This window comes from Thiothrix unzii (assembly GCF_017901175.1).
GTDB lineage: Bacteria > Pseudomonadota > Gammaproteobacteria > Thiotrichales > Thiotrichaceae > Thiothrix > Thiothrix unzii.
The window spans coordinates 2,950,991-2,977,651 of sequence record NZ_CP072793.1; the positions used below are offsets into that span (position 1 = coordinate 2,950,991).

Genomic DNA, 26,661 nt, shown 5'->3' on the forward strand with positions numbered 1-26,661 from the left:
GTAGAGACGCAAAATCTTGCGTCTCTACTTGGCGGGTTCACTGTTTAATGACCTGACTGAGCATTTGCGCCTCTTCATCCGCAACGCCACCCATGACCTTGGCAATATTACCGCCGAACATTTTACTCATCAGCCCCATATTCATCCCAGAAATCATGACCTTGCCATCAGCAGTCTCATATACACCCATACGGCAAGGCATAACGGCTGTAACAAACTTATCACTATCATTTTTCAAGATATTGTAAGCGTAATGCGGCTGACACAAAGACAAAATAGAAAGCTTACTCATATCCGCGTAACCTTCTTTCTTGAGGCTCGCCTGCATATCATAAACCTTGGGGATCAACCATTGCTTACCCGTCGCAGCCGTCTGCAAAGTCGCTACCGTTTCATCAAACCCTAAACGACTCTCATGGGTCGTAATCATCAGTTTTGGCATCACCACCCACGTTGCCGCAGCCGTTAGCACCACACCAGTAGCCAATCCTAGTAACACAGCATTAAACGTTTTCATTGCCTGCCTCCTGTCGTATGTTGATTATCCATTTCTCAACTTCAGCGTAGCTCTACACGACGAAAGAACAATTGCAAAAAATCAAATCCCAGCAGCGATTACCACAATCCTTGACCTAAATTAGCATTTTCTAATATTTTTATTATCTAACCCCACTCTGCCGTCGGAGTACGCACCGCATCCAAACGGTAAGGCGTAGGATCAATGCACGGTGGTTTACCCAACATCACATCGGTCAGCATTTGCACCGAACCCAAACCCATCGTGACACCGTAACGGTAATGCCCGGAATTTACGTATAAACCAGCAATATCCGGGTGTTCACCAATGTACGGCACACCATCCGGTGAACCGGGGCGTAACCCGCTCCAATGATTCAATACTGGCACATCACGTAACGCAGGCATCATCCGGTAAGCCGTCGCCTGTAACTCATCGTGTACCGCATCGGTGGTGTGTTTATCGAAATCATTCATTTCCAGCGTGGAACCGCACAAAATACGCCCGTCATTACGCGGAATCAGGTAACGCCCTTCGTGCAACACAATGCGTTTTAACAAACCGCGCTTGCCCCGGAATAAAATCATCTGTCCCAATACCGGACGAATATTAACGTTAGCCGCCTGCATTTCCGGGAATAACCCTGTCCACGCGCCGCTGGTTAAAATGACTTTACGCGCTTTTAACACCTGATCGCCGAGGTATACGCCCGTTACCCGCCCATCGCTGGTTTCTAAACGGGTAACACGGGTGAACTCCATCAGGGTAATCGGTGACAAACGCAAGCTGGTGCGCAACGCATGAGCAATGCGCGGGTTACGCATTTGCGCAATTTCAGGCAGGAATAGACCGCTGCGGAACTCAGGAGCCAGTTGCGGCTCGCACGCATGTAATGCTTCTGAAGTCGCCAAATGTTGCAAATCGTAACCAAACTGCTGCGCCCACGCCTGTGCAGCGGCTAACTCACGATCATCAGTAAATACCAAACCTGAACGTATCCATTGCGGATCAACATCGGTAACTGCTTGTAATTTTTGACACAGCGCGGGGTAATGTTGCTGCCCGTATTGCGACAGCAGCGTAATCGCCGGGTGATAATTCCACGGATAAAGCGGTGAAAGAATCCCGCCACCCGCCCAGGTAGATTCCGTACCCAACTCACCCTGATCAATCAACATCACATCCAAGCCTGCTTCATGCAGGGTGCGGGCGGTCAACATGCCGATAATACCACCGCCGACAATGATTACGTCTTTCATCACATCTCACAACTGAGGACAAGAACGCCAAGTATACGGAGTGCCCAAGGGTGCATCCAGCCTTGTAAGATGTTGAGGGTAAGAAAAATGAGCCGGGGTGTCGAGCTGACTGACAGCATTTCCTAAACGCTGAATACAACCATTGCAATCTTCCGCACGGCAACGCTCGCTTAATGTCCCAAAAGCGGCCCAACCACCAACCTGCGCAAAACTGTCGGCCTGACGCGCCGCTTGGATAAAACGCCCCTGCCGGAAATAATACAAACACGGCACACTCAACAATGGCTCAGGATGACGATATTCCCCTGCTAACACCTCAGTCAGTAACGTTAACGCCTGCCGCCAGTTACGCAACGCACACAAACCCACCGCCAACAAATGTCCGCAAGCCGTATCAAACGGGTTAGTCCGCCGTGCCGTCCCCATTTCCATCTGACAAAGTTCCAGATCGCCACGCTGGTAACATTCCAAGGCAAAAATCCCGTGCGCTAACGCATTACCCGGATTTAAGGTCAACGCTTTCAAGGTTAACTGCCGCCATTGCTCCGCTGGCAACGGGTAACTGGCGAAATTCATCATGGTGGCGTACAAGCACAGTACCGCAAAGTGTAAATGTGCCAGCGCGTCATCGTGGTATTGCTGGGTGCGTTCCTGACAAGCGTGTAAAAACAGATGGAAACTGCGTTCCGAGGCATCTTCCTGAATAAAATGGATGTGCTCAACCAACACCCGGTAATGCGCGGGCAAACTGTCCTGATTACGCCAATAACGGCTCCAGTAATTCAGCACCACCCCTTGATTGAGGCTAAAAGCCTGCGTAATCATTTGCGCGTACAAGGTTTCGAGCACTTTAGGATCGTACATGCGGGCAATACTGGATTGACTCTCCCATACCCGTTCACCGCTAATGGTGTGAATTAAGGTTTTATTTAATACAAACCCTTCTGCTTCAACCTGGATCTCACACTTGAGTAAAAACTCTGACTGATGCTGCTGCCATGCGTAATTTAACTCATCATCCAAGGTACGCGGGGTTTCGGTGTGGTCAATCAAGGCAATGCGCAATTCGCGGAATTTCCCCAAAATCATTGGCAAACTGGAATGCAGGGTGTAAACCAAGTTACGCGCCACATCGTCACGGATACTCGCGGGGTTTTGACAACTGATGTAAATGCGTGGCCCCACCGATTGCACACTTTTTTCGGTAATTGCCACACTCGCCATGCTCAATGCGCCAGACTGACGCTGCACTGGCTCAAATACCGGGGCGTAACTTCCCACCGGCAACTGAATACGTAACAGCGGCGTTACACACTCATTGGCGTAATAATCATCCAGTAACTTACGTACCCGCCCGGCTTCTACACGTACCGCAGGGTTTTCTGTTGGGCAATAATCGGGGGATTTACCCAAAGATTCAACAGCAATGCCGTATTGGGAAATCTTTTCACCACGCCCTTCTAAGGCTTCCACGACCACGTATTCGAGGAAATTGCAGGCTTGTCGTTTGCCCTCAAAAGCGCGGCTGGCCAATAACTTAGCCAGTTCGTGACGAACACTATCCTTGTTAATCATTCATCCTACTCTAACGGAAATACATTGATGCTGTGGGGTTAAGAACTTTTCTCCGAGAAAAGGTATGTTACGTTGCCAACGATAGATTCTCAATCGTTATCATGTAACGTCTGTGTAACAAATGCTGTTACGGGTAACAGGGCAATTTTACTTTGTTATTCCGCCCGCGCCGCTATGATGCGCTCCCCAGAGTGATCAACAGTTGGAAGAAGGGCTTATGAAACACACGGCTACGTTTGGTGGATGCCGCGTCTTGGGCGGACGCTATGCATTATTGGAATGCTTGGTCAGCAGCAATATCGGGCAAGTCTATCGAGGGCGTGATTTAGAACAGATGCAATCTTACGGGGTTGAGTCACGGATTTTGGTGCACATCCTGCCTGACACCTGCAATGCGCAACCGTTAGACGCTTTGTTTCAGCAAATGTTAGCTACCCACCAACACCTCAATATCGACTCGGTAATGCCACCGCTGGCTTATGGCGAAGTCGACGGGGAACGCTTCATGGTGTTGCAATGCCCGCAAGCAGCGAGTGTCCACGCACTTACCGACCTCAACGGTCACGTCAGCACCTTGCCCGCACAAGCCAAACACACCTTAAAGCGTTTACGTAAAGCCGGGTTCGTCAGTAAACACATTAACCCCGCGTTATTGTATTTATCCGTCACCCAGCAAGTGTACGTATTGGCAACCGCATTACTACCTGCGATACAGGCGATTCCTTACAAAATGCCGGGAATGTCATTGCGGCAGCGGCGTTTAAATTTCCTGTTGGGTTGTTTGGGATTAAGCGTTTTCGCCACTGTCAGTGCCGCAGCGGGCAGCTATTTACTCCACGCGGAAATGGATGCAGCACACACCAAGCTGGCGACACTCGCCACAGACGATAATATGCCGGACACAGCCCCGTTACAGTTGGCAATGATTAATACCGAACAATTGCCAAACGTGCGCAGCGACTGGCGCAACAGTGACCGCGTGACCATTACTAACCATTCAACCACCTTGCCCGCGCCGATGCTGATGAGCGCGATGGAAGTTAAGCCATCGCCCAGCGTATTGAGCGCGAAACCGATGCGGATTCCGACCAGCAGCACCACGACACCGAGCGTGCAACGTGCGGTATTACGCCCGGTTCCCAAGGCAGAAGCACCGCAACCCAAGACTGACACCAAAAAAGATAAAGTGGTTAAACCGCAGGCAACGCTGGCTCCTGTAGCTGTTGCACCAATCCCAGTGGTTGCACCACCACGTGCAGTAGAAACACAAACCGTTACCGCCCAACCGGAAGACCTGAGCATTGAGACACTCGCCAGCAACGCCGAACAAGCGATTGCCGCAGGTCAACTCAGCAAAGCACGTCAATACGTTGATGCGATTCGGGCACAGTCACATTTACACCCGGCTGTGCAGCGTTTAAGCCATGCCATTGTGGGGCGTTACCACGAGCAAGTGCGTGCTGCCTTGCAAGTGAGTGATCCAGAGCGTGCCGGAGATTTGCTGCACAGCGCGAAAGCCACGATTAAAGAATTCAACCTGACCACGACTAACTCGGCACAACAGGTGTTGGAGCATAAAGTCGCACAATTTTACTGAAAAACAGACCGTTTAATAATCAAGGGGACATAACCATGTTGACACAACAAACTATTCAACACTTCGTCAGCAATTTACAACACCAAGTACCGTTTGTGGAAAACCTGCAAATGATGACCACCGACGGGCTGTCGTTACACGTTGATCATCATCATGCGCACGAGGACACCGTATCGGCATTGACTGCGATGCTGTATAGCGCAGCACAAAACCTCACCAAATACCTTGGCGCGGAAATGCCACAGGGCATGATTATCTGCTCTGGCAAAGAACACACTTACGCCATTGCGCGGGTTAATGATGATTGCGTAATGGGCTTTCAAGTACCGGTGCAATTGAGCACCCCGCAAGCCTTACAAACCGTATGTGACTTTATTGATGCCAACGAGCACCAATTGCGCGTCACGCATTAATCGTATCGGACAGAGGAGTTTTTCTATGGATTTAGCCACGATGACCACTGAGATTCTACGCAAGATTCCTCAGTCCATGATACCCACGGCTGCGGATGGTGATCTCATCCGTAGCCACCAGAAGTTTTTTCGCCAACATCAAGAAGCTGTTATCAAAGGCTTTTACGACCTAGCTTTCAGCGATGCCAGCACCCAAGGCCACCTGAACCCGGCAGAACGCCCCGCACGCGAAAACACTTTACGCGAGTGGTATAAAATCACCACCAGTGGGCACTTTGACGACCATTACTGGACTTGGCAGGCGTTGGTGGGCATTGTCCATGTGAAACACAACATATCCAACTCCTCAATGCTGAGTATGTGGGGCTGGATCATCAATTTCCTGCAAACCCGTTTATTACAAGAACTGCCCGCTGCGGAAGCTCTGGCTGCCATCCAGGTGTTACAAAAGGTGCAAGCGACCGTTTGCAGCCTGATCGTGGAAAGTTTCATCCTCACCCAGCAGGAAGCCATCACCCGCGCATCCGGGTTAAATCCTGCGATTCAGCGACGTTTCATCCAAATCGAAATCGACACCATGCTGCGGCAAGGTCGTGCCACTTTACAAAACCCTATGCTGCAAGCCGCAGCGTGAGACTCATGCCCGTGAAATACACCCAGCCGAACCCTTACACCCAGCGGATTCTGCCTTTGGTTGCTAAAGTGCCGACTTACCTGCAATACATGGGCTTTTTCAACATCATATTGGGGCTGGCGTTGCTGCTGGTGTTGGCAATGTCCTTACCCGGATTACAACGTGCGGCGATGTTATTGGGGCAATCGCTGGAAACCATCAACCAGTTAGCCGCCAAACTCGATAAGTTTGACAAGCTGGATAAGCTCGATCAGCTAAACGAAACCGCTCCGGTAAAACCCGCTGCTGCGGATTTTTGCCCTTTTCCACGTGACCCCGGTTGCCAGTCCAGCGCGGCTGCCACGCCGGTTACACTGGCAGAGCCGCCCATAGCTGAACCTGCTGAGGCGACTGATACACCGATGGGATGGATTTATGCGGGAAAACAAAAACGCCAAACCGCCGTAAAAACCTCACAGCGCGTTACTCAAGGCAATGTTTACACTCTGCTGAAGAGCTTGCACGTGCGCACCCGCCCTGCCTCGCGTAAAGACCGTGCCAACCAACGGATTCTGCGTGTGGTTTCCGCAGGTGAAAAAGTCCGCGTATTGGCTTTGGCTAACCGTGGCGAACACCTGTGGATGCAAATCGCACGCCCTTGACCCACTCTTAAAAACACCACACACAGTAAAACGGGGAACAACCATGTCCACTGACAAAGCTTTTTTCGTACAACGCTTAAACGACCACATCCAATACCTTGGCAAAGTGACTAACACCCTGAAAGGGCAAGGTAATTTTCAGGGTACGAATTGCCATCAATGCAAACTTGGCACCTGGATTGATAACGAAGGCACGCACGCGATTGCGCACGCCAGCCCCGCGCTGCAACAGCAATTTGCGGAATTAGTCGCGAAACACGAGCTGTTCCACGATTTCAGTAACGAAGCTTTGGTAAAACATCAAAGCGGCGACCATCTCAACAGCCGCCGCGCCATGACCGAAATGCACAAGCTGTCGGGGCAATTGGTTAACTTGTTACTGAGTATGGATCGCCAAGCACACCGGCAGGCAGCTTAAGCCAAACCATGACGACTGGCAGGACAGGCGGTGCGTTAACCGTTTGTCCTGCATTTTTACGCTTTTTTATACCGCCCATCTTGTTCAAATGACCTTTTATGGCGGTTATCGCTACTAAGTTTCCGTTTATCGTTGCCACATAAGACTATTAATCCTGCTTATGTGATGATTTAACCATGAAATCACAACAACAAAGACGAGATCGGAACCATGAAAACTTTTAATAAATCAAACGTATTATCGGTGTTATCAGGAGCGGCGTTCCTGCTGCTGCAAACATTCAGTGCCACTGCACAAGCAGATTACAAAGGTTACTGGGTTGATGCCGTCAACGCCTATCAAGCGCAACACACCCAACACTATCAGCCAATGGCAACTTACACCCCTGATTACGCCTACCCGGTAGCGGCGTATGACCAGTACTCGTATCAAGCACCGCTAAATAATGCCTATGCCTACGAATCCGTAGCGGCGTTTGATGCGGAAAATCACGGGTATTACACCAATTAAGCCCTAGCAAAACTAGGCAACGATTTTTTTCTCGACTCTCTTTGTACATGGTTTAGCCGGGTTCGCCCGGCTTTTTTTAGTGCGCAATCACCATCAAACCCAGCCACAGCAAGGTATGCAACACCGCCGCCAGCGCGTAACGTCGTGCTAACCGCTCCGGTGGAATATTGGTAATCAAAAACACCTGCCCCGCCGCCGCATGACTCATGGTATGTATCGCAGGTGCGCGCCGCTCATCCACTTCATCATCCGCCACCCAACGCTCCGCCGCCGCGCGTGCTTGTTGCCACTCATCCGGGTCAATTTTACCGTTGCCATTGGCATCAAAACCACGCAGCAATTCCAACGGTTCGGCTTTCCATCCGGCAAGTACTTGCGCCAAACGTTCACGCCGCGATAACGATTCCAGCGGTTGCGCCCGTTGCGTATGTAACTCACCTAACACGTACAACATTTGCCCCGGATAAATCGCGTGCAACCACGAAAAGTGCGTATGACCGGGCTGAATCACGATTTCCGCCTCACCCGGATACAGTAAACAACGCCCCAAACCATCATCCAACACGAACGGTGCGTCTTCCACATACCCCGGCAACCATACCGTGGCGGGTAAATGCGGCAAACCACGGCAACTTTCCCCATCAGGTAACGCTACCGTGCCGTGTAATTCCACATAACCTTGAGCACTGCTACTCAGGCGCGAAGTCGGGGTATCGGTAATCAAACGGTAACGGCGGGTTAACCCCAGTGCGAACAGCAAACTGATATTGCCAAGCAGCAGCAACCACAGCGGATTAGCATAGGTAAACAACCATGCTGCGAGTAACAGCCACGATACCCCGAACCGCAGCAATGCCACTAAATTGATTAAACCGCCGCGCCGCAACACCGCATAACGCTGATTTTCAGCAATTTCCAGCCAATCCGCACTGCCAACGGCTTTAGGTATCACGCTAATGACTGCCAGCGTTACGTAGAAAAGTGGGTAGCAACATCCACATCGGTGGTTTCCTGTGCGGTGAAGCTCATTAAGCGGAAGCGTTTAAAACTAAAGGTTTTTGCCACCAATACGTCGGGAAATTGCTCAATACGGGTGTTATTGATCGCGGCAGAATCGTTATAAAACTCGCGCCGGTCTGCGATAGCATCTTCGAGGTTGGTAATGCGCTCACGTAAATGCTGGAACGACTCGCTGGCCTTAAGTTCGGGATACGCTTCCGCCACCGCAAACAAATTACCCAAACCAATCCGCAATTCGTTTTCAGCCGCACCTAACGCCCCCATATTGCCGGACTGCATTGCACTGGCAACGCGGTTCCGCGCCTCCATAACTTTTTGCAAGGTAGCCTGCTCGTACTGCATGTGTTCTTTGCAAACACTGATCAACTTTGGCAATTCCTCATTGCGTTGCTTAAGCAATACATCAATATTGCTCCACGCTTTTTCGGTATTATTTTTCAACACAACAAGTTGGTTATAAAGCAAAATGCCCCACAACACCAACCCAGCGAATAAGGATAAAAAGATAAGAAGTCCGGTTGTCATGGCGTTATTTTTAGCTAATGGATAATGAGATCTATCCTAGCAAAATGCCGATATGAGTGATGTTTTGCCCGACAACTGGCTTAATTGATTACACTTTGCCCGCACATGAGGGGCAACAACCTTGCAGGTTTAGCTCCACTTGTTCCACCTGATAACCGGGCGGCAATGAAAACAGCAAAGCAGGTTGTAAGTTTTCCAGACAAAACACTTGTTCGCAGTGTTTACAGTGAAAATGGGCGTGTTGATGTGGCGTGCCTGCCTGCGCGTTATAACGCCAGGTGCGGTCGGCTCCGGCGATTTTATGCGCAACACGCTGTTCGACCAGCCAATCCAAAGCGCGGTATAACGTTACGCGGTCAAATGCACAGCCCTGTTGCAAGGCGGTGTGTTCAATTTCCTGATGGCTTAACGCGACATCTGCGTCCAGCAAAATACTCAGCACCCCAAGACGCGCGGGCGTAACCCGACCCCGTGCCTGCAATAGCAAATGACGGGCGGCTTGTTCTGTGCTGAATTGCGTCATGCGGTTGTTACTCTCACGCCAAAATCAAGGGCAATAATGCTAACAGATTTCAGTGAATGAGGCAGGCACAACGAAAAATGCGCTGGTGCAGAGCTTTCCCGCCAGCGCATTACCCCCGAACAACCGTGCGGTTGCTGAAACAACAACAGACTACAGTAAACGTTCAATTTCGCGAGGTAACTTCTCACGCCGCGCTCCACGGTGAAGACAACGGGTTGTATAGCAAATTGCGAACACGATGACGGCTAAGATCACCAAGCTAAATAGACTCATGCTACACCTCCAAGACTCAAGGCCGAACTTTTGCTGTGGTGGAAAAACAACATTGTTGCAAGAACAACTTATTGAAGTTTAAAGGAAAAACACCACAACGCTGGAAGTATAGTACACGTTTAACGAATAATTCTTAAACATTTCTTTTTTCGTGTAACGGGGGTGCGCCCTAGCCCTTGAAATTTCAGTGCTCCACCCACAAATTCTCGCCACACATAAATTCTGGAGCTGCTTGTGGAACAATACCGAGGAACGACCATCCTAAGCGTGCGCCGCAACGGCAAAGTTGTAGTCGGCGGTGATGGTCAGGTGACGATGGGCAATACCGTCATGAAAGGCAATGCTCGCAAAGTGCGCCGCCTGTACAATGACAAAGTAATTGCAGGCTTCGCAGGCGGCACAGCCGATGCCTTCACCCTGTTTGAACGCTTTGAAAGCAAACTGCAAGCACATAATGGCAACCTCACCCGTGCAGCGGTGGAATTGGCGAAAGACTGGCGTACCGACCGCATGTTGCGCAAACTGGAAGCCTTACTGATCGTTGCAGACGCGACTGCTTCCCTGCTCATCACCGGCAACGGCGACGTGATCGAGCAAGAAAACGATTTAATCGCCATCGGTTCCGGCGGTGCATTTGCGCAATCCGCCGCCCGCGCCTTGCTGGAAAACACCGAGCTTTCCGCCCGCGAAATCGTCGAAAAAGGGCTGCACATTGCCGCCGACATTTGCATTTACAGCAACCACAACCTGACCATTGAGGAACTTTAATGAGCGTCGGCACCATGACCCCCCGCGAAATTGTCCAAGAACTCGACAAACACGTCATTGGTCAGGACAAGGCCAAGCGTTCCGTCGCCATTGCCTTGCGTAACCGCTGGCGTAGGCAGCAGCTCGATGACGCGCTGCGCCCAGAAGTGACCCCGAAAAACATTCTGATGATTGGCCCTACGGGTGTCGGTAAAACCGAAATTGCCCGCCGTTTAGCCAAACTCGCTAATGCCCCCTTTATCAAAGTCGAAGCCACCAAATTCACCGAAGTCGGTTACGTGGGCAAGGAAGTCGATTCCATCATCCGTGATTTGGCGGATATGGCGATGAAAATGATGCGTGAACAGGAAGTGGAAAAGGTTAAATACCGCGCAGGGGAAGCTGCCGAAGAACGCATCCTCGACATCCTGTTACCTGCACCCCGCAAGGAAACGCCGGTCAACGAATGGCTTTCCAGCGGCGATGACGAACCTGCCAAACCCGTGCGCGAAGATTCCGTCACTCGTCAGAAATTCCGCAAAAAATTGCGCGAAGGCGAACTCGACGACAAAGAAATCGAGCTGGATGTCTCGGTCGGTGGCGCAAGTGTGGAAATCATGACCCCACCGGGCATGGAAGAAATGGCCAGTCAGTTGCAAGGCATGTTCCAAAACCTCAACCAGAGCAAAAAGCGCAAACGCAAGATGAAAATCAAGGATGCGCTTAAAGTCCTGACCGAGGAAGAAGCGCATAAAATGGTCAACGAGGAAGAACTCAAGCAACGTGCTTTGTTTGCGGTCGAGCAAACTGGCATCGTATTCCTTGATGAAATCGACAAAGTGGCGCGTAGCGGGCAAACCAGCGGTGCGGACGTTTCCCGCGAAGGCGTGCAGCGCGATTTGCTGCCATTGATCGAAGGTTGCACCGTCAACACCAAATACGGCATGGTCAAAACCGACCATATTTTGTTCATTGCGTCCGGTGCATTTCACGTCGCTAAACCCTCCGACTTAATACCGGAATTACAGGGTCGGCTACCAATTCGTGTAGAAATGGATGCCTTGAGCGCGAATGACTTTGAACGCATCCTCACCGAACCGAACGCATCCCTGACCGAACAGTATCAGGGCTTGCTGGCAACCGAAGGCGTAAAGCTGACCTTTGCCCCCGATGCGATTCGCCGGATTGCGGAAATTGCGTTTGAAGTCAACGAACGCACCGAAAACATCGGCGCACGCCGCCTGCACACCGTGGTCGAGCGTTTGCTGGAAAATGTGCTGTTTGAAGCGCCCGATTGCGACGACCAAATGACGGTAGACGCAGCTTACGTTAACCAGATTTTGGGCGAATTGGTCAAAGACGAAGACCTTAGCCGTTATATTTTGTAAAGAGAACCAAACATGACACCACTTGATATTACTTTGAACCAAAAAACCCGTGAATTGCTGATTACCTGGCCGGGCGATGAAGTCCACGCGCTGAGTTGCGAATACTTGCGTGTGAATTCGCCGTCAGCCGAAGTACGCGGGCATGGGCCAGGCCAAGAAAAGCTGCAAATCGGCAAGGAAAACGTGAATATCAAGGGCATTGAGCCAGTGGGACATTACGCTATTCAGTTGACCTTTGATGACAACCACGACAGCGGCATTTACGACTGGAACTTGCTGTATGAGCTGGGTAAGAACATGGAGCAGAACTGGGTGGAGTATCTGGCGAAGCTGGATGCGGCGGGGTATACGCGCAAATTGCCGGGGCAGGTGATTTAAGCTTCCCAAAACACATTGGTAAAGTGGTTACGTGCATAGTCGCGGTAAACCGTAAAATCGCTGTCAACACTTGCCACCGTGCAGGTGTTGGTGCGCTCGCACAGACCAATCAGGGAAGCGTCGGCAAAATCGGCGGGCAAATCAGCGTATTTCTTCAGTAACGTCAGAATGCGCTCCCAATCACCTACCGTGCTTGCGTCGATTTGCACGGCTTGATTCACCCACAGCAGAAAATCCTGTTGTGCTTGCTGAGAAAAATCCAGCATGTGGACGACTTCCGTAATGACCGGCAAATTGGTGTGCAATCTGCCCCGAACATGCTTAATAAAGTGTTTTGCCTGTGCATGATAACGGTCGCTACCGTCAAATAAAGCAATGAATACCCCGCTATCAACGACGATGTTTAGCATTCAGCTTCTCCCGTAACAGGGCTTTGCGATTAATGCTGAGATCGTCACACCCACTGCTATAACGCCCGAATACAGGTTCACCCAGTTCGTAGGGTGTCGGGCGGTTTTCGTAACGGGAAAGTTTCTCGCAGACAGCTTCACGGATAAAATTCGACAAAGAAATACCTTCAAACTGCAAACGCTGCCGCAGGCTTTCCTCTACCGATTTATCCAGACGAATCGAAATACTCATGGTGATAACCCCTGTAATACAGATGTACTACAAGTGTAGTTCGCTGACACAGGGGCAATCAAGTAAAAGTGTCTACCCCATCATTCCGCGACACGCCTCATACCACCGCCCAAACGCCGGATTCGTCACAGCGGCTGCTTCCAAAATTCCCATGCCTTGCGCGGAACGCAACACGCCAAACACGCTGGTATCCACCAAACCCGGTTGTTCACCCGCGTAAAAGTCTTTGCCAGCCAAACCGTTATCCATCCAATGCGCTAAAGCAGTTTGAAATTCGGCGGCAGGATTCTGAATGTTGTGCTTCAGCTTCATTTTATTGGCGACACGTGGCATTACCATTGCGCCGACCAGCCGCACAAAGAAACGCTTAACCGCACCATCCTTGCCATTCGTCATCACCAAACCAAGGTTTTGAAACGACTTGCCAATATTCGGGTGAATCAGCGGAGGCAGGTAATGCACCAGCGTGTTATCTACCCAAGCCTGCCACGCCTCATCTTGTGGATTGACGGGCAAGTGTGCGTATTTGTCATTCAAGTAACGCACAATCGCGCCGGATTCGACCACGATTTCGGCATCGTCTTTCAGCACCGGGACTTTCTTGTGGTCGGTGAAATCCAGCTCTTTCATTCCAAACGGGGTTACTTCCACCACCTCATACGGGGTTTTGGTGTAGTTGAGGAAGGCTTTTACTTTCCAGCAAAACGGGCAGGAATTGAATTGATATAAAGTCAGCATGGTCGGGGTTTCACCTAAATCACAGAGGATCACATCTTATAACATGCTGGTATACTCGCACCAATAAACGACTGCTGAAACAGGAAACCTCATGACTTTGACCGAAACCCTCGACTCCTTGAAATACAATGCCGATGGCTTGATCCCTGCGATTGCCCAGCAATTCGACACCCACGAAGTGCTAATGATGGCGTGGATGAACCGTGCCAGTATCGAAGAAACGCTGGAAACCGGGCGCGTGTGCTATTGGTCACGCTCGCGCAACCGTTTCTGGCGCAAGGGCGAATCGTCGGGACAAATGCAGGTGTTGAAGGAATTTCGTATCGACTGCGATGCTGACACGATTTTACTGCTGGTAGATCAGACCGGGCCTGCGTGCCACACCGGGCGGCGTTCATGCTTTTACAATAGGGTGGAAGGCGATCAGGTAATTATTGACCGTGAAGTGCTGATCGACCCGTCAACGCTGTACGCCTGATTTTGTTTGATCAACACCTAAAATCATAAATCGCTAACATTTTCCCACTTTAATCAATGCGCAGGCTGCAAGCATGGAGTAGCGTAAAGGCATCAGAATAAAGGGAAGATGCCACGATGGATGATTATCCCGACAGAACACAGCGTTCCTCCGCACTACATGCTACTAATATTGGCAATGTTGTCGTTGTACGCGGTAGTGTCATTGATGTGTACTTCCCACAACATCTCCCCCATATCCGTAACCTGTTACGCACTGGTGAACAGAACCATATCATCCTCGAAGTCCTGACCCAGCTTGATACGCAACGGGTACGCGCCATTGCCCTGACCCCGACCGCAGGGCTGGCTCGCGGGATGGTGGTAGAAGATACCGGCGCACCGCTGATGGCTCCCGTCGGCAACAGCATCCTGTCACGCATGTTCGACGTATTCGGCAACCCCATCGACCTGTTGCCGCCGCCCGAAAACGTCGAATGGCGCTCGGTACACCATGCCCCACCCTCACTCTCCTGCCGTTCCACCCATTCCGAAGTGTTTATCACCGGCATCAAGGTGATCGACGTACTGGTTCCGCTGGAACGCGGCGGCAAGGCCGGGCTGTTCGGCGGCGCAGGCGTGGGTAAAACCGTTTTGCTGACCGAAATGATCCACAACATGGTCGGGCATCACCACGGCGTCAGCCTGTTCTGCGGTATCGGCGAACGTTGCCGCGAAGGTGAGGAACTCTACCGTGAGATGCGCGATGCAGGCGTATTGCCCGGCATGGTGATGCTGTTCGGGCAAATGAACGAGCTGCCCGGCTGCCGCGCCCGTGTCGGTCATGCCGCGCTGACCATGGCGGAATACTTCCGTGATGACGAAAAGCGCGATGTACTGCTGCTGATCGACAATATTTTCCGCTTCATTCAGGCCGGGTCAGAAATTTCTGGGCTGATGGGGCAAATGCCGTCGCGCCTTGGCTACCAGCCGACCATGGGTACGGAGTTGGCGCAACTGGAAGAGCGTATTGCCAATACCGACGCCGGGGCGATTACCTCAATCCAGGCGGTGTATGTGCCTGCGGATGATTTCACCGACCCGGCGGCAGTGCATACCTTTTCGCACTTGTCGGCTTCGATCGTATTGTCTCGCAAGCGTGCCAGTGAAGGCTTGTTCCCGGCGGTTGACCCGCTGCAATCGTCGTCCAAAATGCTCACCCCCGGTATTGTCGGCGAACGCCATTACCATTTGGCGCAGGCGGTGCGCCGTACCCTGACGCAATACGAAGACCTCAAGGACATTATCGCCATGCTGGGGCTGGAACAGCTCTCGCAGGAAGATCGCAAGGTGGTGTTACGGGCGCGGCGTCTGGAACGCTTCCTCACCCAGCCGTTTTACACCACCGGGCAATTCAGCGGCATGGCTGGCAAAACCGTCAGTCTGGAAGATGCCCTCGTCGGTTGCGAACGCATCCTCAATGACGAATTCAAGGATTACCCGGAAAGCGCACTCTACATGATTGGCGCAATCGACGAGGCCAAACGCCCGGAGGCCAGCCATGCCTGAGCTGATGCACCTGCAAATCCTGCTGCCTTTTACGGTGTTTGCCGACAAGACCGGGGTGCAAAGCATGGTAGTGGGCACACCCGAAGGTTCTTTCGGCCTGTTGCCGCAGCGGCTGGACTGCGTGGCGGCACTGGAACCGGGCATCCTCGCCTACACCACCGAAGCGGACGGCGAAGTTTTCATCGCGGTGGATGAAGGCATTCTGGTCAAAGCCGGGCAGGAAGTGCGGGTATCGGTACGCAATGCCAAAGGTGGCGCTGATCTGGGGAAACTGTACGCAGCGGTGAAAGAGGAATTCCTCAATCTGGATGAGCGCGAACGTGAACTGCGGGCAACCTTGGCCAAACTGGAAAGCGGTTTCATCCGTCGGTTGAGCGGGATGCAGCAGACATGAGGCAAGCAACATGAAAATGAACAACGATGACAGCGCTTTCCTGCGCAAACTGGGCACGAAAGCCACACGCAAGCTGAAAGCCCAGAGGCAGGGTAAGCCACGGGTGCTAAGCGGGCTGGGTTTGCTGGGCATCGTCGGCTGGTCAATCGCCGTGCCAGTATTGTTAGGACTGGTGGTGGGCTGGTGGCTGGATCAATGCTGCCCCGGTCGCTTCGTTTGGACGCTGAACCTGTTGATGGTGGGTCTGTTGCTGGGCTGTATCAACGTCGTTTTCTGGGTCAGGAAGGAATATCAGACCATGCACGATGAACAAGATGACAAGGAGCCACCTCATGATTGAGAACCTGACATTACCGCTGTTGGCTGGCATGGTGCTGGGTGGCTTTTTCTTCGGCGGGCTGTGGTGGACGGTGCGCAAAGGCAGTACTGCTGCTAACCCGGCGCTGTGGTTCATCGGCAGTTTCATCCTGCGCACCGGCGTTACGCTGGCTGGGTTTTATGTGGTTGGGGCGAGTGACTGGCAGCGTTTGCTGGCGATGGTGGCAGGCTTTGTGTTTGCTCGAATACTGTTGACCCGATTTGCGGCTTCGCCACAGGAGGTAAATCATGCACCTTAGTTCCGACGATCTGGTGTTCTGGGAATACGGCTGGGTAAAACTCAACCTGACCATCATTACCACCTGGATACTGATGGTGGCGCTGGGTGGCGGTTGCTTCCTGCTAACCCGCAGGCTGAGCAGTGCCATCCACATTCCGCGCTGGCAACATGTGCTGGAAGTGGTGCTGCTGGGGATACAGGCGCAAATTGAGGAAGTCGGCCTTGCCCAATCACGCCGCTATATCAGCTTCATCGGCACACTGTTCCTGTTCGTGGTGGTGGCGAATCTGGCGGCAATCATCCCCGGCTACGAGCCACCCACGGGTTCACTGTCTACCAGCACTGCGCTGGCGATTTGCGTGTTCATTGCTGTGCCACTATTTGGTATCCGTGAAATCGGTGTGCGGGGCTACCTCAAATCCTATTTGCACCCGACACCGGTGATGTTGCCGTTCAATATCATCAGCGAAATTTCGCGCACGCTGGCGCTGGCGATCCGCCTGTTCGGCAATATCATGAGCGGCGGCATGATTATCGCCATCCTGCTGACCATTACCCCGTTCTTTTTCCCGGTGGTGATGCACGCGCTGCACTTGCTGACTGGCTTGGTGCAAGCCTATATTTTCAGCATCCTAGCCACGGTGTACATCGCAGCCGCCACACGCGGGGAAGGCGCTTGACCTAATGTCTGACACTACAAGGAAATACTCATGGACATGATCACCCTCATTGCGATTGCCTCCATTATTACCGCCGGGCTGACCATCGCCATTGGCGGTATCGCCCCGGCATTGGGCGAAGGCAAGGCCGTCGCCACTGCACTCAGCGCCCTGGCACAACAGCCGGATGCTGCTGCCACCATTACCCGCACCCTGTTCGTGGGGCTGGCTATGATTGAGTCGATTGCGATTTACTGTTTCGTGGTTGCCATGATCCTGCTATTTGCCAATCCCTTCTGGAACCACGCCATTGCTGCTGCCAGCGGAGGTTAAGCCATGTTGATTGACTGGTTCACCGTCGCCGCTCAGGTGGTCAATTTCCTGATCCTGATGTGGTTACTGAAACGCTTCCTGTACCAGCCGGTGCTGGATGCCATCGACGCCCGCGAGGAACGCCTCACCCAGCAGATGCAAGCCGCACAGGATACGCAGGCCGCTGCCGCTGCGGAACGCAACAAATACGAGCGCCTGAATGCCGAAATCGCACAGCAACAAGCCGGTTTGCTGGCGCAAGCCACTGCCGAGGTAGAAGCTACCCGCCTGCAATTGCTGGAAGCTGCCCACAATGAAACCGCCAGCTTGCGTAGCCAATGGCAGGATGCCCTGCTCAAGGAACAGCAAAGCCTGACCCAGGGCATTGCCAACCGCACCCGTCAGGAAGTGTTCGCCATTACCCGCAAGACCTTGGCTGATCTGGCTGATACCGGGCTGGAAGCACGCATGGTGGCAGTCTTCATCAACCGCCTGCAAACGTTGGGTATGGCGGAAAAAATACAGATGTCCCCCCCTGCCGGGCAAACAGATTGTCAGGTGCTTATCCGCAGTGCCTTCCTGTTGCCACCCAATGAACAGAAAGCCCTTGGGCAGGCAGTGCGTAACCTGCTGCCGATTCAGCCGACCATCCGTTTTGAACTGGCGTCTGACTTGCTCAGCGGTATCGAACTGATCAGTAACGGACACAAACTGGAATGGAGCATTGCCGAATATCTGGCAGCACTGGAAGCCAGCATCGGCGAACTGATCCACACTACTTTGGTGACTAATGCTTCCATCGCGCCCCCGGAGCCAGCCCATGCATGACCCCAACCTGCAAACCACCCTAGACGCTGCATTCCAATGCATCCGCGAAGCACGCGAAGCCTTCACCCCCAGTTTACAGGCACGCGAAGTCGGTCATGTCAGCAACGTTGCTACGGGCATTGCCCGCGTCACTGGCTTGCCGAATGTAGGCTTTGAGGAACTGGTGAAATTCCCCGGCGACTTGTACGGCATTGCCTTTGACCTCGGCGAAACCGATATTGGTGTGGTACTGCTGGGCGATTACTGGCATCTGCAAGCCGGGGATGAAGTGGAACGTACCGGCAGGGTGATGGATGTGCCAGTGGGTACTGACGTGCTGGGGCGCGTCATCAATCCGCTGGGTGAGGCACTGGATGACCGGGGGACGCTGACCTGCGTCCAACGCTTGCCCATCGAACGCCCGGCTGCCCCGATCATGGATCGCGCCCCGGTCAGCGTGCCCTTGCAAACCGGCATCAAGGTGATCGACGCGCTGGTTCCCATCGGGCGCGGGCAACGCGAACTGATCCTCGGCGACCGTCAGACCGGCAAGACCACCATTGCGGTGGATACCATCCTCAACCAGCACGACCAGAATGTGGTGTGTATCTACTGCGCCATCGGGCAACGTGCCTCGGCTGTGGCGAAAGTGGTCGCCAGCCTGCGTGAACACGGGGCAATGGCTTACACCACTGTAGTCGTCACCGAAGGCAACGACCCGCCGGGCATGACCTATATCGCCCCTTATGCCGCCACCAGCATTGCCGAACATTTCATGCAGTTGGGACGGGATGTGTTGATCGTGTACGACGACCTCACCAACCATGCGCGGGCTTACCGCGAACTCTCCTTGCTGTTGCGGCGTCCACCGGGGCGGGAAGCGTTTCCGGGCGATGTGTTCTACATCCATTCACGCCTGCTGGAACGCGCTACCCGGCTGCGTCCGGCGTTTGGCGGCGGTTCGCTGACTGCCTTGCCGATCATTGAAACCGAAGCGCAAAACATGTCGGCCTACATCCCCACCAACCTGATTTCGATCACTGACGGACAGATTTACCTGTCGCCCAAACTGTTTGAACTGGGGATATTACCGGCGGTGGATGTGGGGCGCTCGGTGTCACGGGTGGGCAGCAAGGCGCAACTGGCGGATTACCGCAAGGTGGCAGGCAGCCTCAAGCTGGCTTACGCACAATTCGAGGAGCTAGAAGGTTTCGCCCGCTTTGGTACACGGCTGGACGACAATACCCGCAAGATTCTGGCACACGGGCAACGCATCCGCGCCTGTTTGCAACAAGCCGAACACGCGCCCGTACCGGTTACTGCGCAAATCAGCCTGTTGCGGGCGCTGAGCGAAGGCCAGTTTGATGATGTCCCATTGGCACAGATGCGAGCTGCCGAACAGCAAGTGTATGCCGCCGCCGGATTCAGGCCACAGCCATGAGCGACGGTATCGAAGCCCTGCGCCATCGTATCGACGGCACTGCCGATCTCCAGTCCGTGGTGCGCACCATGAAAGCTCTGTCAGCTTCCAACATCGGTGTGTACGAACGCGCCGTGCAGGCACTGGATGCCTATTACCACACGGTGGAACTGGGGCTGGTGGCTTGCTTGCGGCAGCCGGATGTACCCTTGGTGACAGAAACGCATCCGGTCGGCAATCCTGTCAGTGGCGTAATCGTGTTCGGCACTGATCAGGGACTGGTCGGGCAATTCAATGACCTGCTGGCAGATTTTGTGGTACACACCCTGCCGGAATTACCCGGCAACAAGCTGATCTGGGTAGTAGGCGAACGGATGCAGGATCGGATGGAAGATCATCACCTGCCACTGGCAGAGCTGTTCAACGTACCCAACTCACTCAATGCCGTCACCGCCCTGATCGGGCAACTGGTGGTCGCCGTGGAAACGGCACGGGAGCGTGGCAAAATCCACGGCCTTTACTTATTCCACAACCGCCCCGGCGAGATCTCCGGCAATTATGAACCCATCATCCAGCGTCTGCTGCCACTGGATGCACTCTGGCAGCGGCAATTGCGGGCGCAACCCTGGCTGACCAATCGCCTGCCGGAAACACTGGGTTCCAGTATGCAAACGCTGGCAGCCCTGATCCGCGAATACCTGTTCGTGTCCCTGTTCCGTGCCTGTGCCGAATCGCTTGCCAGCGAAAATGCCAGCCGTCTGGCAACCATGCAACGGGCGGAAAAGAACATCGGTGAAATGCTGGATGCGCTTAAACACAGCTACCACCAATTGCGGCAGGAAGGAATTGACGCAGAATTGTTTGATATTGTCGCCGGGTTTGAAGGTCAGATGTAAACTACCCCACCGAAATCATTTACCTTCTTCAAAACACACCCCTGACACAAGGCAAACACACATGATGGAACTTTGGCAATACGGCGCAGCAGCCGCAGTCATGATGCTGGCGTATTTCGTGCGCGGCATCGTCGGTTTTGGGTCGGGATTAATTTCAGTGCCGTTATTGGCGTTGTTTTTACCGCTGACTTTCGTTGTACCGTTAGTTTTGCTGCTGGATTTCACCACATCGCTGATTCTCGGTGGGCTAGATTTTAAGCGGGTGCAATTGAAAGAGGTCGGCTTGCTGATTCCGTTTAGCATTGTCGGAGTGATCTTGGGCACGCAATTGCTGATGAATTTACCTGTTACCCCGATGTTGTTAACGCTTGCGGTGTTTGTTTTTATTTTCGCAGTGCGTAATTTATTGAATATTGGCGGGCATAAGCCGGTGTCGGCATGGTGGTCAGTGCCTGCGGCGTTAACCGGCGGCACTATCGGCGGTTTATTTGGCACAGGTGCACCGCCGTATGTGATTTACCTGAACCATCGGATTCAGGATAAGAGCCTGCTACGCGCTACCTTTTCCGCGCTGTTTTTTCTGGAAGGCATGATTCGTATTGTTACGTTTAGTTTCGCGGGTTTGCTGCTAGATTCTGCTATCTGGTGGTCGGCGTTGACGGCGTTACCGGTGGTTTTCAGTGCATTGTGGCTGGGCGGGCATGTCCACACCGGGTTAAGTCATGCGCAAATCACCCGCTTGATTGGGATTTTATTGCTGCTCGCCAGCCTATCATTAACGGTGAAAGCTTTATGAATGATGTAATAACACTGCCTATTGCTTGGCAAACTGCCTTGATGGATACCTTGCAGCACCCTGATTTACAGGCATTATTTAGCTTTTTAGCCACGCAAGAACAGGTCGGGAAACTGATTTTGCCACCGTCTGCCACACGCTTTCAGGCATTGCAGGCAACACCGCCGGACAAGGTGAAAGTGGTAATTTTGGGGCAAGACCCCTACCCCACACCCGGTCATGCGCACGGCTTGGCGTTTTCGGTATTGCCGGAAGTAAAACCGCTGCCGCGTTCCCTGAAGAACATTTACAAGGAATTATTGGATGACGTAGGCGTTGATAATCAGCACAGCGGCTATCTGCAACCTTGGGCGGAACAAGGCGTGTTATTGCTCAATACCGTATTAACCGTGGAAGCGGGCAATGCGGGCAGTCACCAAAAACGCGGCTGGGAACGCCTCACCGACCGCATTATTGATACGGTCAATGCACAACCGCAACCCGTGGTTTTCGTCTTGTGGGGCGGTCATGCCCAGAAAAAAGCAGAGCGCATCGACAGCCAACGGCACTTGGTGATTCAAACCGCGCACCCTTCGCCATTGTCAGCGCGGCGCGGTTTTTTTGGCAGTAAACCGTTTTCCAAAATTAATGCCTTTTTGCGCGAACACGGGCGTGACAGCATCGACTGGCAGATTTAACCGTAACGCTGAATGTGTTCCAGCAAACGTTGCCGTAAAGACGGGCAGGCAGCACCCAAGGTATCCGCAATTACCTGCGCTTCCTCACGGTAAGCGGCTGCTTTTGCCGCGCTCCAATGCGGCGGCACGTATTGCAGATTGCTAATGCGATCCGCCAGTTTCACCAGCCACACTTCCTGCGGTTGCTGGCGAATACGCTGCAAACTGTCCGCCATTTGCGCCGCTTTGGGCAAACTTGCGTCTTTACTCAGCGCACTCACCCCGTCTGCTACCGCTTGCCCGAATTCCGCCAGCAACGTGGCATAACGGGTAGCGGTATCTTCCAGCACATCGTGCAACAACGCGCATTGCACCGCTAAATTACCGTCGTATTCGGGGTGAAATGCCAGCGCGTGCAGTACTTCCATCGTCACTGCGGCGGGATGATTGAGGTAATCGTACTCTACCCCGGTCGTATGCCCGACGTAAGTTTGTCCACGGTGTGCAAGGCAGGCGAAATCCCATGCCTGCAAATAACTATCTTGTGACCAAGTAGGTAACATCAGCGTAACACCTCTTGCAGGGTTTGAATGCGTAAACGCGCCGCTTCCGGGTCGTAAGCTTGTGGCGGAAACTTACCCCATACCGGCGCGGGCCATGCCGCATCGGTTTGGAAACGCGCAATGTGATGCACGTGCAATTGCGGAACCATATTGCCCAACGCCGCCATATTCAGCTTATCCGGCTGAAATAAAGCCATTAACGCGCTGCTAATCTGATCAGATTCCGCCCATAACTGAGTGCGTTCAGACGCGGATAAATCGTGAATTTCGCGGCATTGCGCCCGACGAGGCACTAAAATACACCAAGGGTAACGCGCTTCATTCATCAATAACACCCGACACAATGGCAAATCTGTCACCACATACGTATCTTGCGCCAATTGCGGGTGCAAACTAAATGCCTGTGTCATGCTTGCCCCGCTTGCATTGCCTGCACGGTATCCGGGCTGTACTCAAACGAATCGTAAAACAATTGTGCATCGGGTAAACCTTGCGCCAGAAACGCCACTTTTGCCGCATTGACCATCGGCGGCGGCCCGCTTAAATACACATCATATCCCGCTAAATCAGCAAAATCGCTGGCGACCGCTTCATGCACCCAGCCAGTACGCCCTTGCCAACCATCCGCCGTCAATGGCTCGGACAAAACGGGTACATACGTCAGCAACGGATACTCTGCCACCCAACTTTTCACTAAGTCATCCAGATACAAATCCGCCTTGGCACGCGCCCCCCAGTAAAGATGCACCGGGCGTTCCAAGCCATGCTGCATCATTTGCTCCAACATGGATTTTAACGGTGCAAAGCCCGTCCCGCCCCCGATTAAAATCAAGGGATGCGCTGAATCACGGATGTAAAAACTACCCAATGGCCCCTCAATACGCAACAAGGCTTTCGGCTGCATTGTGCTAAACACCTGCCCGGTAAATTGCCCACCGGGTACATGGCGGATGTGCAATGCCAACAATTGATCGTCAAACGGTGCGTTCGCCAGCGAAAAACCGCGTCGCTTCCCATCTTTCAGCAAAATATCGACGTATTGCCCTGCCAAAAACCGCAACCGCTCCGACGCGGGTAATTTCAAGGTGAGTTCCATCACATCATCCGCCAGTTTGCGCATGGTTTCGACCCGCACCGGCAAGGTTTTCACCTCAATATCCGGGGTTGCACCCACTTGCGGCGCGTTAATTTCCACATCGCTTAATGCCGCCGCCATGCACAAAAACGCTTTGCCGCGCTGCGCATCATCCGCTGACAGACCCTGCGGATCACCAGACGGGTAATGCACCTGACCACTCAACACCGTTGCCGCGCACGCACCGCACATCCCGCCACGACAACCGTAAGGTAACGCTACGCCCTGACGCAACCCAGCCTCTAAAAGAGTTTCATTGGGTTGCGCCTGAAAGGTATGCCCGGAGGGTTGTACTGTTACCTGATAAGTCATCTGTTTTCCTTTGAAAGTGGCAATTCTGTACTGACAGCCATCAGCATGAGTTTGACAGAAACTGTAGATTTCTCACCGATTATTGTCAATTTAGGCTTGATTGAGGCAATTACAGGCTTCCCAAATAACCCTGAACTCACTATATTTGTAGTCTATTGTAATACATTCAGGGTGATGGTCATGTTGTCTTCTGTGTTGAGCGTTCGCTTAAGCAATGCCGAGCGCAGCCTCTTGGAGGTTGCCGCTGGTCATGCCCGTCTCAAACTGGGCGATTTTATCCGCCGTAAAGCGTTGGAAGCAGCCGAAGCTGAATTGCTGGAGCGCAATCTCATTGTTATTCCGATGAACCGCTGGGAAGAAATTGAAGCACTCATCAATGCACCTGCACGGGTCATTCCAGCGGTGAAAGAACTTGCCCGCTATGCTCCTGCATGGAAACCCTGAATACCGTCCGCCCGTTGGCGGAAAATGACGACCGCGCCAGTTTTGATTGCGGCAGGGCATCACTGAACGGCTGGTTCCAACGTAATGCGTGGCGTAACCAGATGACTGGTGTATCTCGGACGTATGTATTGCCTGATCCAACGCAACCACAACAAATCAGAGGCTATGTGACATTGGCAGCGGGAGAAATCCGCCGCGAATTTTTGCCAAAAAGTCAGCAGCGCAATATGCCCGACCCTATGCCTATCGTGTTACTGGGGCAATTAGCGGTGGATGTTGCTCACCAAGGCTCAGGCGTTTCCAAAGTATTGTTGGCAGCCACATTTACGTTCGCAGTACACGTTTCCAAAACCATCGGTAGCTTTGCGTTAGTCACTCATCCGTTGGATGACAATGCCCGCGCCTTCTATCAGCGGTGGGGTTTCAGCACTTTAGAGCCAGACCCGCAACAGGCGATGTACATCCGTATCCGTGATCTGGAAGCGTCTGGCGTGCAGTAAATATGCTATCCTCCCCACTTTTCCCGAACCTATCGCCCCGGAGGACTCAAATGCGCATCGGAACCCCGCTTTCCCCCTCTGCCACCCGTGTGATGCTCCTTGGCAGCGGCGAACTCGGCAAGGAAGTTATCATTGCCCTGCAACGCTTGGGGGTGGAAGTCATCGCGGTTGACCGTTACGAAAACGCGCCGGGGCATCAGGTTGCACACCGCGCCCACACCATCAATATGGCAGACCCGCAAGCATTACGCGCCTTGGTGGAGCAGGAAAAACCGCATTTAATCGTGCCGGAAATCGAAGCCATCGCTACCGATGAACTCGGTCGTATCGAAGCCGACGGGTTGGCGGAAGTCATTCCCACTGCCCGCGCCACTCAATTGACCATGAACCGCGAAGGTATCCGCCGCCTCGCCGCCGAAGAACTAGGCTTACCCACCTCACGCTATCACTTCGCCTCCAGTTTGGCAGAAATGCAGGCCGCTGCCGATGACGTGGGCTACCCTTGTTTCGTCAAGCCGGTGATGTCATCTTCCGGCAAGGGACAGTCGATGCTGAAAAGTGCGGCTGATGTCGCACCCGCTTGGCAATACGCTATCGACGCAGGGCGCGTTAACCACGGGCGCGTGATTGTGGAAGAATGCATCCATTTCGATTACGAAATCACCTTGCTGACGGTGCGGGCGCGGGGCGCGAATGGCGAAATCGAAACCCACTTCTGCGCCCCTATCGGGCATCGCCAAGTCAAAGGCGATTACGTCGAAAGCTGGCAAGCGCAACCGATGAGCGACAGCGCACTCGCCAAAGCCCAAGACATTGCCGCCAAAGTGACGGCTAACCTTGGCGGACGCGGTTTGTTTGGGGTGGAATTATTCGTCAAAGGCGATGACGTGTGGTTTTCCGAAGTCAGCCCGCGCCCGCACGACACCGGTATGGTGACAATGGCAACCCAGTTCCAAAACGAATTTGAGTTACACGCCCGCGCCATTCTCGGCTTGCCGGTAAATACCGCGATGCATTCCACGGGCGCAAGTGCGGTAATTTACGGCGGAATGGATGCCTGCGGTATTGCGTTTGACGGCGTAGCGGAAGCTTTGCACGTACCAGACACTGACATCCGTTTATTCGGCAAACCCGAAGCATTCGAGCGTCGTCGCATGGGGGTAACCCTAGCAAGAGCCACGGACACCGCCACCGCTCGCGAACGCGCCATAACCGCAGCAAATTCAATAAAAACAATCGGTTAAATAAAACAATGGAATGATCTGATTCGTGTAGGTGAATTCACCGCACGTATCAGTTAATGCTATGGTCAAGGCACACAGTGTAAGCGTAAGTAATGAAAAGGA

At 53.0% G+C, this 26,661-nt stretch carries 36 protein-coding genes; 24 read left to right on the top strand and 12 right to left on the bottom strand.

Going from position 1 to position 26,661, the window contains the following annotated elements:
- Nucleotides 1-37: 37 nt before the first annotated feature.
- From J9260_RS14710 to J9260_RS14720, 3 genes are all read right to left on the bottom strand, one after another.
- Entirely contained in the window at nt 38-517 is a 480-nt protein-coding gene (locus J9260_RS14710) for a DUF302 domain-containing protein (RefSeq protein ID WP_210218470.1), read from the bottom strand.
- 146 nt (nt 518-663) lie between these two features.
- On the bottom strand, nt 664-1,776 hold the full coding sequence (locus J9260_RS14715; RefSeq protein ID WP_210218471.1) for an NAD(P)/FAD-dependent oxidoreductase: 1,113 nt from the start codon (nt 1,774-1,776) through the stop codon (nt 664-666).
- A gap of 6 nt (nt 1,777-1,782) precedes the next feature.
- Nucleotides 1,783-3,351, bottom strand: coding sequence for a tetratricopeptide repeat protein (locus J9260_RS14720; RefSeq protein ID WP_210218472.1), 1,569 nt, complete (start codon nt 3,349-3,351; stop codon nt 1,783-1,785).
- Between the two features lie 217 nt (nt 3,352-3,568).
- On the opposite strand from J9260_RS14720, the gene J9260_RS14725 reads away from it, so the two are divergent.
- The 6 genes from J9260_RS14725 to J9260_RS14750 all read left to right on the top strand — a co-directional run bounded on the left by J9260_RS14725 (nt 3,569) and on the right by J9260_RS14750 (nt 7,564).
- The gene (locus J9260_RS14725) at nt 3,569-4,948 is read left to right on the top strand and encodes an RAD23 family protein (protein ID WP_210218473.1); all 1,380 of its coding nucleotides are present in this window, start codon (nt 3,569-3,571) and stop codon (nt 4,946-4,948) included.
- Nucleotides 4,949-4,983: 35 nt separating this feature from the next.
- A complete protein-coding gene (locus J9260_RS14730) occupies nt 4,984-5,361 on the top strand; it encodes a roadblock/LC7 domain-containing protein (RefSeq protein WP_210218474.1) in 378 nt (125 codons plus the stop codon).
- A gap of 25 nt (nt 5,362-5,386) precedes the next feature.
- Nucleotides 5,387-5,995, top strand: a complete 609-nt coding sequence (locus J9260_RS14735) for a protoglobin domain-containing protein (RefSeq protein WP_210218475.1) — start codon at nt 5,387-5,389, stop codon at nt 5,993-5,995.
- The gene (locus J9260_RS14740; protein ID WP_210218476.1) at nt 5,992-6,636 is read left to right on the top strand and encodes a hypothetical protein; all 645 of its coding nucleotides are present in this window, start codon (nt 5,992-5,994) and stop codon (nt 6,634-6,636) included. The genes J9260_RS14735 and J9260_RS14740 overlap by 4 nt, the downstream gene beginning before the upstream one ends.
- 43 nt (nt 6,637-6,679) lie before the next feature.
- The gene (locus J9260_RS14745) at nt 6,680-7,054 is read left to right on the top strand and encodes a CZB domain-containing protein (RefSeq protein ID WP_210218477.1); all 375 of its coding nucleotides are present in this window, start codon (nt 6,680-6,682) and stop codon (nt 7,052-7,054) included.
- Between the two features lie 210 nt (nt 7,055-7,264).
- A complete protein-coding gene (locus J9260_RS14750) occupies nt 7,265-7,564 on the top strand; it encodes a hypothetical protein (protein ID WP_210218478.1) in 300 nt (99 codons plus the stop codon).
- Between the two features lie 76 nt (nt 7,565-7,640).
- Here the strand turns inward: J9260_RS14750 and J9260_RS14755 are convergent, their stop codons facing one another.
- The 3 genes from J9260_RS14755 to J9260_RS14765 all read right to left on the bottom strand — a co-directional run bounded on the left by J9260_RS14755 (nt 7,641) and on the right by J9260_RS14765 (nt 9,632).
- Complete coding sequence (locus tag J9260_RS14755; RefSeq protein WP_210218479.1) at nt 7,641-8,516, bottom strand: hypothetical protein; 876 nt, start codon at nt 8,514-8,516, stop codon at nt 7,641-7,643.
- Nucleotides 8,517-8,533: 17 nt separating this feature from the next.
- Nucleotides 8,534-9,109 (bottom strand): LemA family protein, encoded by a 576-nt coding sequence (locus tag J9260_RS14760; protein ID WP_210218480.1) that lies wholly within the window; start codon nt 9,107-9,109, stop codon nt 8,534-8,536.
- A gap of 88 nt (nt 9,110-9,197) precedes the next feature.
- On the bottom strand, nt 9,198-9,632 hold the full coding sequence (locus J9260_RS14765; RefSeq protein ID WP_210218481.1) for a Fur family transcriptional regulator: 435 nt from the start codon (nt 9,630-9,632) through the stop codon (nt 9,198-9,200).
- Nucleotides 9,633-10,139: 507 nt separating this feature from the next.
- On the opposite strand from J9260_RS14765, the gene hslV reads away from it, so the two are divergent.
- The 3 genes from hslV to J9260_RS14780 are packed head-to-tail and all read left to right on the top strand — an operon-like array spanning nt 10,140 to nt 12,418.
- Nucleotides 10,140-10,673, top strand: coding sequence for an ATP-dependent protease subunit HslV (gene hslV / locus J9260_RS14770; protein ID WP_202715515.1), 534 nt, complete (start codon nt 10,140-10,142; stop codon nt 10,671-10,673).
- A complete protein-coding gene (gene hslU / locus J9260_RS14775) occupies nt 10,673-12,040 on the top strand; it encodes an ATP-dependent protease ATPase subunit HslU (protein WP_210218482.1) in 1,368 nt (455 codons plus the stop codon). Before hslV ends, hslU begins: the two co-directional genes overlap by 1 nt.
- A 12-nt stretch (nt 12,041-12,052) precedes the next feature.
- The gene (locus tag J9260_RS14780) at nt 12,053-12,418 is read left to right on the top strand and encodes a gamma-butyrobetaine hydroxylase family protein (RefSeq protein WP_202715513.1); all 366 of its coding nucleotides are present in this window, start codon (nt 12,053-12,055) and stop codon (nt 12,416-12,418) included.
- On the opposite strand, the gene J9260_RS14785 is transcribed toward J9260_RS14780, so the two are convergent.
- From J9260_RS14785 to J9260_RS14795, 3 genes are all read right to left on the bottom strand, one after another.
- On the bottom strand, nt 12,415-12,828 hold the full coding sequence (locus J9260_RS14785; protein ID WP_210218483.1) for a type II toxin-antitoxin system VapC family toxin: 414 nt from the start codon (nt 12,826-12,828) through the stop codon (nt 12,415-12,417). The genes J9260_RS14780 and J9260_RS14785 overlap by 4 nt on opposite strands.
- A complete protein-coding gene (locus tag J9260_RS14790) occupies nt 12,809-13,060 on the bottom strand; it encodes a DUF6290 family protein (protein ID WP_210218484.1) in 252 nt (83 codons plus the stop codon). The genes J9260_RS14785 and J9260_RS14790 overlap by 20 nt, the downstream gene beginning before the upstream one ends.
- A gap of 72 nt (nt 13,061-13,132) precedes the next feature.
- Nucleotides 13,133-13,798, bottom strand: coding sequence for a glutathione S-transferase family protein (locus J9260_RS14795; protein WP_210218485.1), 666 nt, complete (start codon nt 13,796-13,798; stop codon nt 13,133-13,135).
- Nucleotides 13,799-13,889: 91 nt separating this feature from the next.
- Here J9260_RS14795 and hisI point away from each other — a divergent pair, with 91 nt between their 5' ends.
- The 12 genes from hisI (at nt 13,890) to ung (ending at nt 22,382) form a co-directional block, all read left to right on the top strand.
- Complete coding sequence (gene hisI, locus J9260_RS14800; protein WP_210218486.1) at nt 13,890-14,276, top strand: phosphoribosyl-AMP cyclohydrolase; 387 nt, start codon at nt 13,890-13,892, stop codon at nt 14,274-14,276.
- A gap of 116 nt (nt 14,277-14,392) precedes the next feature.
- Entirely contained in the window at nt 14,393-15,823 is a 1,431-nt protein-coding gene (gene atpD / locus J9260_RS14805; protein ID WP_210218487.1) for a F0F1 ATP synthase subunit beta, read from the top strand.
- On the top strand, nt 15,816-16,217 hold the full coding sequence (locus J9260_RS14810; protein ID WP_210218488.1) for a F0F1 ATP synthase subunit epsilon: 402 nt from the start codon (nt 15,816-15,818) through the stop codon (nt 16,215-16,217). Before atpD ends, J9260_RS14810 begins: the two co-directional genes overlap by 8 nt.
- Nucleotides 16,218-16,227: 10 nt before the next feature.
- Nucleotides 16,228-16,557 (top strand): AtpZ/AtpI family protein, encoded by a 330-nt coding sequence (locus tag J9260_RS14815; RefSeq protein ID WP_210218489.1) that lies wholly within the window; start codon nt 16,228-16,230, stop codon nt 16,555-16,557.
- Nucleotides 16,550-16,834: an ATP synthase subunit I gene (locus J9260_RS14820; protein ID WP_210218490.1), complete on the top strand. Its 285-nt coding sequence runs from the start codon at nt 16,550-16,552 to the stop codon at nt 16,832-16,834. Before J9260_RS14815 ends, J9260_RS14820 begins: the two co-directional genes overlap by 8 nt.
- Nucleotides 16,824-17,495 (top strand): F0F1 ATP synthase subunit A, encoded by a 672-nt coding sequence (locus J9260_RS14825; protein ID WP_210218491.1) that lies wholly within the window; start codon nt 16,824-16,826, stop codon nt 17,493-17,495. Before J9260_RS14820 ends, J9260_RS14825 begins: the two co-directional genes overlap by 11 nt.
- Nucleotides 17,496-17,525: 30 nt before the next feature.
- Nucleotides 17,526-17,807, top strand: coding sequence for a F0F1 ATP synthase subunit C (locus J9260_RS14830; protein ID WP_210218492.1), 282 nt, complete (start codon nt 17,526-17,528; stop codon nt 17,805-17,807).
- A gap of 3 nt (nt 17,808-17,810) precedes the next feature.
- Nucleotides 17,811-18,614, top strand: a complete 804-nt coding sequence (locus J9260_RS14835) for a F0F1 ATP synthase subunit B family protein (protein WP_210218493.1) — start codon at nt 17,811-17,813, stop codon at nt 18,612-18,614.
- On the top strand, nt 18,607-20,034 hold the full coding sequence (locus tag J9260_RS14840) for an alternate F1F0 ATPase, F1 subunit alpha (RefSeq protein ID WP_210218494.1): 1,428 nt from the start codon (nt 18,607-18,609) through the stop codon (nt 20,032-20,034). The genes J9260_RS14835 and J9260_RS14840 overlap by 8 nt, the downstream gene beginning before the upstream one ends.
- Nucleotides 20,031-20,909, top strand: coding sequence for a F0F1 ATP synthase subunit gamma (locus J9260_RS14845; RefSeq protein ID WP_210218495.1), 879 nt, complete (start codon nt 20,031-20,033; stop codon nt 20,907-20,909). Before J9260_RS14840 ends, J9260_RS14845 begins: the two co-directional genes overlap by 4 nt.
- 61 nt (nt 20,910-20,970) lie before the next feature.
- Complete coding sequence (locus tag J9260_RS14850; protein ID WP_246499466.1) at nt 20,971-21,705, top strand: sulfite exporter TauE/SafE family protein; 735 nt, start codon at nt 20,971-20,973, stop codon at nt 21,703-21,705.
- The gene (gene ung / locus J9260_RS14855; RefSeq protein ID WP_210218496.1) at nt 21,702-22,382 is read left to right on the top strand and encodes a uracil-DNA glycosylase; all 681 of its coding nucleotides are present in this window, start codon (nt 21,702-21,704) and stop codon (nt 22,380-22,382) included. The genes J9260_RS14850 and ung overlap by 4 nt, the downstream gene beginning before the upstream one ends.
- On the opposite strand, the gene J9260_RS14860 is transcribed toward ung, so the two are convergent.
- From J9260_RS14860 to J9260_RS14870, 3 genes are read right to left on the bottom strand one after another with little or no spacing between them, the layout of a single operon-like run.
- The gene (locus tag J9260_RS14860; protein WP_210218497.1) at nt 22,379-22,924 is read right to left on the bottom strand and encodes an HD domain-containing protein; all 546 of its coding nucleotides are present in this window, start codon (nt 22,922-22,924) and stop codon (nt 22,379-22,381) included. The two genes, ung and J9260_RS14860, sit on opposite strands and share 4 nt — an antisense overlap.
- The gene (locus J9260_RS14865; RefSeq protein ID WP_210218498.1) at nt 22,924-23,334 is read right to left on the bottom strand and encodes an HIT domain-containing protein; all 411 of its coding nucleotides are present in this window, start codon (nt 23,332-23,334) and stop codon (nt 22,924-22,926) included. Before J9260_RS14865 ends, J9260_RS14860 begins: the two co-directional genes overlap by 1 nt.
- Nucleotides 23,331-24,371 (bottom strand): CDP-6-deoxy-delta-3,4-glucoseen reductase, encoded by a 1,041-nt coding sequence (locus J9260_RS14870; RefSeq protein ID WP_210218499.1) that lies wholly within the window; start codon nt 24,369-24,371, stop codon nt 23,331-23,333. The genes J9260_RS14865 and J9260_RS14870 overlap by 4 nt, the downstream gene beginning before the upstream one ends.
- A gap of 180 nt (nt 24,372-24,551) precedes the next feature.
- On the opposite strand from J9260_RS14870, the gene J9260_RS14875 reads away from it, so the two are divergent.
- The 3 genes from J9260_RS14875 to purT are packed head-to-tail and all read left to right on the top strand — an operon-like array spanning nt 24,552 to nt 26,559.
- Nucleotides 24,552-24,815, top strand: a complete 264-nt coding sequence (locus J9260_RS14875; RefSeq protein ID WP_210218500.1) for a type II toxin -antitoxin system TacA 1-like antitoxin — start codon at nt 24,552-24,554, stop codon at nt 24,813-24,815.
- Nucleotides 24,803-25,315 (top strand): GNAT family N-acetyltransferase, encoded by a 513-nt coding sequence (locus J9260_RS14880; RefSeq protein WP_210218501.1) that lies wholly within the window; start codon nt 24,803-24,805, stop codon nt 25,313-25,315. The genes J9260_RS14875 and J9260_RS14880 overlap by 13 nt, the downstream gene beginning before the upstream one ends.
- Before the next feature lie 50 nt (nt 25,316-25,365).
- Complete coding sequence (purT, locus tag J9260_RS14885) at nt 25,366-26,559, top strand: formate-dependent phosphoribosylglycinamide formyltransferase (RefSeq protein WP_210218502.1); 1,194 nt, start codon at nt 25,366-25,368, stop codon at nt 26,557-26,559.
- Nucleotides 26,560-26,661 lie beyond the last annotated feature (102 nt).